A 5884-nucleotide genomic window follows, 5' to 3' on the forward strand; every position below is an offset into this window, starting at 1 on the left:
ATGAGAACCAAAACGGAGATGGCCAGCCAGAACAATCGGATGGCGCGTTGTCGGTTAATTGCGATATGCCAGATGCCATGATTTGCTTACCCGAATTGCGTCTGACTTGACCGAACTCGGCACTTCTCGATTCCCCCACTGGACCTTTGGCCAGCAAAGTTGCTAGATACGAGTGCATTCGAGTTGAGTGAAACACCTTATTGATTTGCTGCACTTTTCTACTGGAAAGCCTAATGACCGACGAAGCCCTGCTGGACACCGAGATAACCGAAGACCTAGAAGACCTAGAACACGTCGACAATTGGGCGGACGGTGCGGCGCTTTGGTCTACGGACTGGACAGCAGAGACGGTCCTTTCGCAGTTGCGTCGAGGCAATATCGATCTCAACCCATCGTTTCAGCGGCGATCTGCATGGGCAGAAAGCAAACAAAGCCTTTTTGTTGAGTCGCTCATACTTGGCTTACCGATCCCTCAACTCATTCTGGCAGAAGATCGAAATCGAAAAGGTTCATTCATCGTGATCGATGGCAAACAACGTTTGCTGGCGATCAGACGTTTTGCAGCCGAGGATGGGGACGATGGCTTCACCCCACTAAAGCTCAAGGGACTGAGTGAAAGGCACGACCTCAACAAAAAACGCTACAATGATCTGTTAGATGACGATGATCTTGCTGACGATCTTGCAGCTTTTCAGAACGCAAGCATCCGAACCGTAGTCATACGTAACTGGAAGAGTGAAGCTTACCTTTGGGAAGTGTTTCTTAGGATAAACACTGGTAGCGTACAGCTTTCCCCTCAGGAATTGCGACAAGCTCTGCATCCGGGACCATTTTCAAATTTTGTGGACAACGCCTCGGCGGAATCTGTCGGCCTGAGGAACGCTCTAAATCTAAAGCAGCCTGACTTCAGGATGAGAGACGCGGAGATTCTCCTGCGGTACCTAGCTTACAGAAACTTCGCCGCCGATTATGCCGGAAATCTGAAATACTTTCTGGATGAGACTACTCGCCGTTTCAACGAATCTTGGGAACACAGCGAAAACACACTCATCGATCAAGTAGCTGAGATGGAAGATGCGTTCCAATACACAGAAGAGGTTTTTGGCAAAAAGAACTACTTAAGAAAATGGAATGGCGAAGAGTTTGAATCGAGAAAGAACAAAGCTGTTTTTGACATAATGCTGCAGTATTTTTCAGACGCAGATTTGCGTGCTGCGTTGCAGGGAAAAGAACAAGACGTCGTCAATGCGTTTAAGTCTCTTTGCGACAATGACGCTGATTTTCTTGGTTCGATTGAGCGCACCACTAAGACCAACGAGGCTAACCACATTAGGTTTAATCGTTGGGCCGACGCATTGTCGAACATTTCAGGAAATAATGTCGAGAAACTAAACTTCGGGCACTGATTTGCCGTCAACACAGTTTGCGAAATTGAAGCGAAACGTAGAGATGCTACGTAGCCAGTTTCTCACTTTTGGGAAGCGGACTGATGGCTTATACAGCCAGCATGAACTCATGCAGAGCCGAGCATTCATCGCGTTTAGCCATGCAGAATTTGAGACTTACCTAGAAGTATCATCTGCTAAGGCTGTTGAACGGGCCGAGAAGCACTGGAAACGTACCTCGCGGCCTTCCAAGGCCATCGCTGCCATGTTGGTTTATCGAATATCGAAGGACATTGGGTTACCTTCGAACCCTCGAGACCAAAGCAGCGACAACCGATTGGATACGCTGATCGGAAAGGCAATTTCAATGCAAAGAACGGCTATCAAAAGGAACCATGGTATTAAGCCGGAAAACCTATCAGAGCTATTTGTTCCGATAGGCTTACACCCTGACCAAATCGATGAAACATTGCTAATCCAGCTTAGAAACTTTGGTGAACGCAGGGGTGATCATGTTCATGCGAATTCGCAGATATCGCTACCTAAAATCCGCGATCCTTTTGACGATGAGTTGTCTGATATCACTTTTTTGATTGATGAAATTGAGAAGTTTGACCTCGAGATTTCAAAACTCAAATAGCGCAACTTGCGCATTGGAAAAACCTCATCAATTTGGCATGGAAATATTGAATTCAAATCAAATAAGATCTCTCAGGATTAATTCTGATATGCGAAGGCCCGAAAGGTGAGTCTCCCACTTCATAGTGCCTTTGCATAATTTCCAAGAGAAATCTTGAAAAATGTTCAGGCTCAATTTCCTCTGAAAACTCCGCAATGCACCTCGAAAAGAAACTGGAAACTTTCGGCTCAATTTTTTCCATATGAGAAACTGGATAGTGAAAGTAGGAAGCAATATGTATTTGTTGGACGAAACCCACCATCACAGACGAGGCAAATTGAAGCGGAGGCGAAAAAAACAGGTTGATGCCTTCCAATTGCCAAATCGGATGATTCTCGGGATAGATTTGTTGAGGGTCAAAAGTGTGCAAATAAAAGTCATCGGAGTATTCACAAATTATCTGACTGAGCTTGAGATCCCGTTGCCATTTCTCCCACGCGTTATGGAAGTCTTCATTACTCGAAGCGCCGAACCAGCTAAGCATTTTGGACAACATAAAATTGGCATTCGCACTTAAACCTTGCTTTATTGAGAAAATCTGCCGATCAAGCCCTAAACTATTCATGGTAGTAAGGAAATCTTGCGCCGCACCCACACTAGGCACACCGGATTGGGAGTGGAAAGTCAGCCAATTTGACCCTGCTCCAATTAGAGGTGTATGTGCAAGATTTGATAGGTTTTGTGCGGAGGACTTCGCTATTTCAAGATGCGTTTCCGCGCTATTGTGAAGACGGAAAGTTGGAAACTCCTCTTCTAGTACAATATCTTTCCCGGCAGACAAGGATGGATCAACTCTCCCTGACATAGCGTACATTACGGACATCTGCATCTCATGCGGCGAAAAGCCTATCTCGTTTTCGTGGCGAACCGAATTTTTAATAATGTCAAAGCAGGGGCCGAAGACATCTTGCCTAAATTCGTCTTGTCGCTTCTCGAAACGATCAAAATCCTCAAATGCGCGGAGCAAAAACAATTCTTTTGCGCAAGCATGAACTTCCGCTAGCGCCATACAATTCCAGTCTCGACCCGGAATAAAAACCTTCTCGGACCTCGGCAGTGAACTAACCCAAGACCCACTCGGAGGTATGTCAGATCGCTCTACCGCCCAAGTGAACACATCGTTCAGAAGGTCTAGTAGCTCGCCAACTGTGAGGTTTGGGAACTTTTCAGCAGGGCTGTGATGAAATAAAATATCAACTAGCTTAAAAGCATTATCGATTGCATCAACAATGCTCTGCGGATATGAAAAGTCCGGATTATCTATGAATCGCTCTTGATTTGCCAATTCTTCGAAGAATTTACCGGAAGTGAAAAAGCTGCTTGGCGTCACGTTCGGCGGAATCTCCACTTCTAGCTGTTTTGCGACTCTAGACAGATACGCAATGTCTCTATGAACAACTTGCACTAGCCGCCAAAGAAGGACCCCAGCAGGTGTGCTGTAGAGCAGCATATGGTGTGCGTTTTCGTGTTCCTCTAGGAGGTAAGATGCCTTCTGGTTTTCGTCTGCATTACCCCAATCGTCTGAGTGCTCTCTTAGCGATTTACCAGAAAGCTCTCCATAGACCTTTCTGGAGTCCTCAAGCGAGTGCCTGACTCTCGATCCAAAATACGAGAGCTCATAAACACCATCTGCACCAGATCTAATTCTTTGAGGCATCGCTCTTCGAAAGCTCTGCTTTCACGCTGTTTTCAATCTGTTCGTTCGTCATGTCTGGAGAGATTGGCACGGGAACGCCATTGATCGTGATTTCAATCACTCTCGGCGTATCCGTATCCTGATCACCTTCATCGTTACCTCGGTCACCTGCGGCGATCCAAGCTGCAATCATTCCTGCGACAGCAGAAATCGCTTCTGAGCCTCCATTCTCAAAAAATGTCACGAGAAGCTGATAGATCTCGTTGGCATGCTGTGCATCGCGATCTGAAGGCAAGCTGAATTCAAAGCCATCCCCACTTAGGTCTTGTTCTGAAAGTGCTCTGCCAAACATTCTTTGTTGAACGACGTTGGGAAATTTGAGGGAAATTGATGTTCCTATCATTGATGAATACCTCTCAACTAAATCGGATTTAAAGAAATAAACTCAGGGCCACGCTAGCCTGTATGGAAGGCTTCAATCAAGTATCGATATGCTAGTTTTTAGGTAGACGACAACCGGATAGAAACGCGCAGCCAGCATTCGTTTTGTCGATATCACATTTGCATTCGCCATCCATGATGCGCAGTGGGTTGGCGTGCCCCCCTAGACCGACCACAGCAAAGACAATTTCCAATCTTACTAGAACTTTGATCCACATTTAGATTTGAACAACCTACTGGGGGTTCCTCCCCCAGCAAATGATCTTGCATGACTTCAAGTGATGCGCAATGTAACACAAACATAGCATAAAGGAGGATTTGGTATGCAGGAATGCACATAAGCCATGTTTGCCTTTCCTAACCAACTGAACTTTAAGTGAATTTCTTGGCACAATATGTAGTAGAATGTCACACATTCTTGCATTTTGGTACCGTGTATCGTAGGTTCGAATCCTACCACCCCAGCCACCATTCTCCGAAAGAGCAACAAAATAAGGGGAATTCCGCCCCTTCAAGCCGACATGTATCCCATGCCTGCGAAGGTGGGATACAAAGCGGGATACACGCTCGCCACTCCAAGATCGGATTTCGACCCAGGCGACGCGCTCGCGTCGGGTTTTGGAAAAACTGCTTTGGCAACTCCCTCGCAAGGTCGTCATCGACCTTTTGCCCGAACTGCGTAGTCAGTTGACCGATGCAGATACCGACGCTCTGGGCAAGCGTATTTCGAAACTTGTCGCGACCAAGGAGGATCGGAAACGAGCTTGGCTGGAGGAGCACACAGAAGCTATTGAGGAGCACGCGAAACACCACCACAAGAACAAAGATTGAGGATACTTCCGTTGCACTTCACCCTTCAGCGGGGAAAAGCGCAAAGACCATCACTTGACCACAAATTGGTCAGTTGACGCGGGAACTGTTTAGCGTGAAGTCGCGCACCAGTATCAATTTGGATTAACGGAATATTACATGTCCTCTCTGAAAGGCATCGATTACCGACTTTGGTTTGCCATAATTCTTACAGCGCTGTTGCCGACCCTTTATTCAACTGTGCGAATTTATTTCCTGAACAGCCTGCCGGATACGTGGAGCGTAAGCATTGCGGCTCAAGCCGCATGGCTGAATCTTGCGTATGAAGTGGTTCAGGAAGCACTCTTGCTGCCGCTCTACTACGTCTTTGGGAAGGTCATTGCGGATCGTGCGGCCTTGCGTGAAAGGGTCGGCGATGCCTTTCTTGTCGCTCTCCTTTCCTACGGGCTTTTGACAATCGCGATCCTGCTTGGCTCGGATTGGTTAACACGCGCGATGTCGCAACAACCTGAGCTTCAGGCAAAAACGGCAGAATATGTGCGCCTCGAGGCATTGGGCATAATGGTCGGCGTCCTGAATGACATCTGCATCATCGTCGTTGTCGCATTGTCGTGGTCGCGTGTCCTCATTGCTCTGGTGGCGGCACGAGCAATGCTGACCATCCTCTTTGACAGTGTCTTCGTGGGACAATTTGATTTTTCGCTCGACCTCGGGGTTCAGGGCGTCGCTCTAACGAATATCGCGGTTGGTGCTTTGTTGTTTATGCCGTCCATCGCAATTCTCGCACGAGCCGGAGTTCTCGGCATTCCTCATCTTGGACGCGTCGAGGGTTGGAAAAGGGACTGGTTTTGCGTCGCGATCCGTTCTGGTCTGGAGGCAAGCGTCCGAAACCTTGCCTTCTCACTCATGATCCTGAAACTGGTAAACGAGGTC

The 5884-nt window shown here is 47.4% G+C and carries 6 protein-coding genes; 4 read left to right on the forward strand and 2 right to left on the reverse strand.

Annotated features, from left to right (window positions below; all coding sequences use genetic code 11):
- The first annotated feature begins 233 nt into the window (after positions 1-233).
- Positions 234-1406, forward strand: a complete 1173-nt coding sequence (locus AC2FNU_RS23615; protein ID WP_496793545.1) for a GmrSD restriction endonuclease domain-containing protein — start codon at positions 234-236, stop codon at positions 1404-1406.
- Between the two features lie 43 nt (positions 1407-1449).
- Positions 1450-2025, forward strand: a complete 576-nt coding sequence (locus AC2FNU_RS23620) for a HEPN domain-containing protein (RefSeq protein WP_496793548.1) — start codon at positions 1450-1452, stop codon at positions 2023-2025.
- Between the two features lie 52 nt (positions 2026-2077).
- Here the strand turns inward: AC2FNU_RS23620 and AC2FNU_RS23625 are convergent, their stop codons facing one another.
- Both AC2FNU_RS23625 and AC2FNU_RS23630 read right to left on the reverse strand, forming a co-directional pair.
- The gene (locus AC2FNU_RS23625; RefSeq protein WP_496793551.1) at positions 2078-3721 is read right to left on the reverse strand and encodes a hypothetical protein; all 1644 of its coding nucleotides are present in this window, start codon (positions 3719-3721) and stop codon (positions 2078-2080) included.
- Positions 3705-4103, reverse strand: coding sequence for a hypothetical protein (locus AC2FNU_RS23630; RefSeq protein ID WP_496793555.1), 399 nt, complete (start codon positions 4101-4103; stop codon positions 3705-3707). The genes AC2FNU_RS23625 and AC2FNU_RS23630 overlap by 17 nt, the downstream gene beginning before the upstream one ends.
- A gap of 656 nt (positions 4104-4759) precedes the next feature.
- On the opposite strand from AC2FNU_RS23630, the gene AC2FNU_RS23635 reads away from it, so the two are divergent.
- Both AC2FNU_RS23635 and AC2FNU_RS23640 read left to right on the forward strand, forming a co-directional pair.
- On the forward strand, positions 4760-4972 hold the full coding sequence (locus tag AC2FNU_RS23635; protein ID WP_496793560.1) for a hypothetical protein: 213 nt from the start codon (positions 4760-4762) through the stop codon (positions 4970-4972).
- A 138-nt stretch (positions 4973-5110) separates the two neighbouring features.
- Positions 5111-5884 (forward strand): hypothetical protein (locus tag AC2FNU_RS23640; protein WP_496793563.1); only part of this gene is annotated, 774 nt, incomplete at its 3' end.

The sequence above is a fragment of the Ruegeria sp. BHSB064 genome (assembly GCF_059613205.1).

Bases quoted from the DNA above. Each gene is read 5' to 3' on its own strand.
- AC2FNU_RS23615 (WP_496793545.1), top strand. From the start codon at position 234: ATGACCGACGAAGCCCTGCTGGACACCGAGATAACCGAAGACCTAGAA.
- AC2FNU_RS23620 (WP_496793548.1), top strand. From the start codon at position 1,450: ATGCTACGTAGCCAGTTTCTCACTTTTGGGAAGCGGACTGATGGCTTA.
- AC2FNU_RS23625 (WP_496793551.1), bottom strand. From the start codon at position 3,721: ATGCCTCAAAGAATTAGATCTGGTGCAGATGGTGTTTATGAGCTCTCG.
- AC2FNU_RS23630 (WP_496793555.1), bottom strand. From the start codon at position 4,103: ATGATAGGAACATCAATTTCCCTCAAATTTCCCAACGTCGTTCAACAA.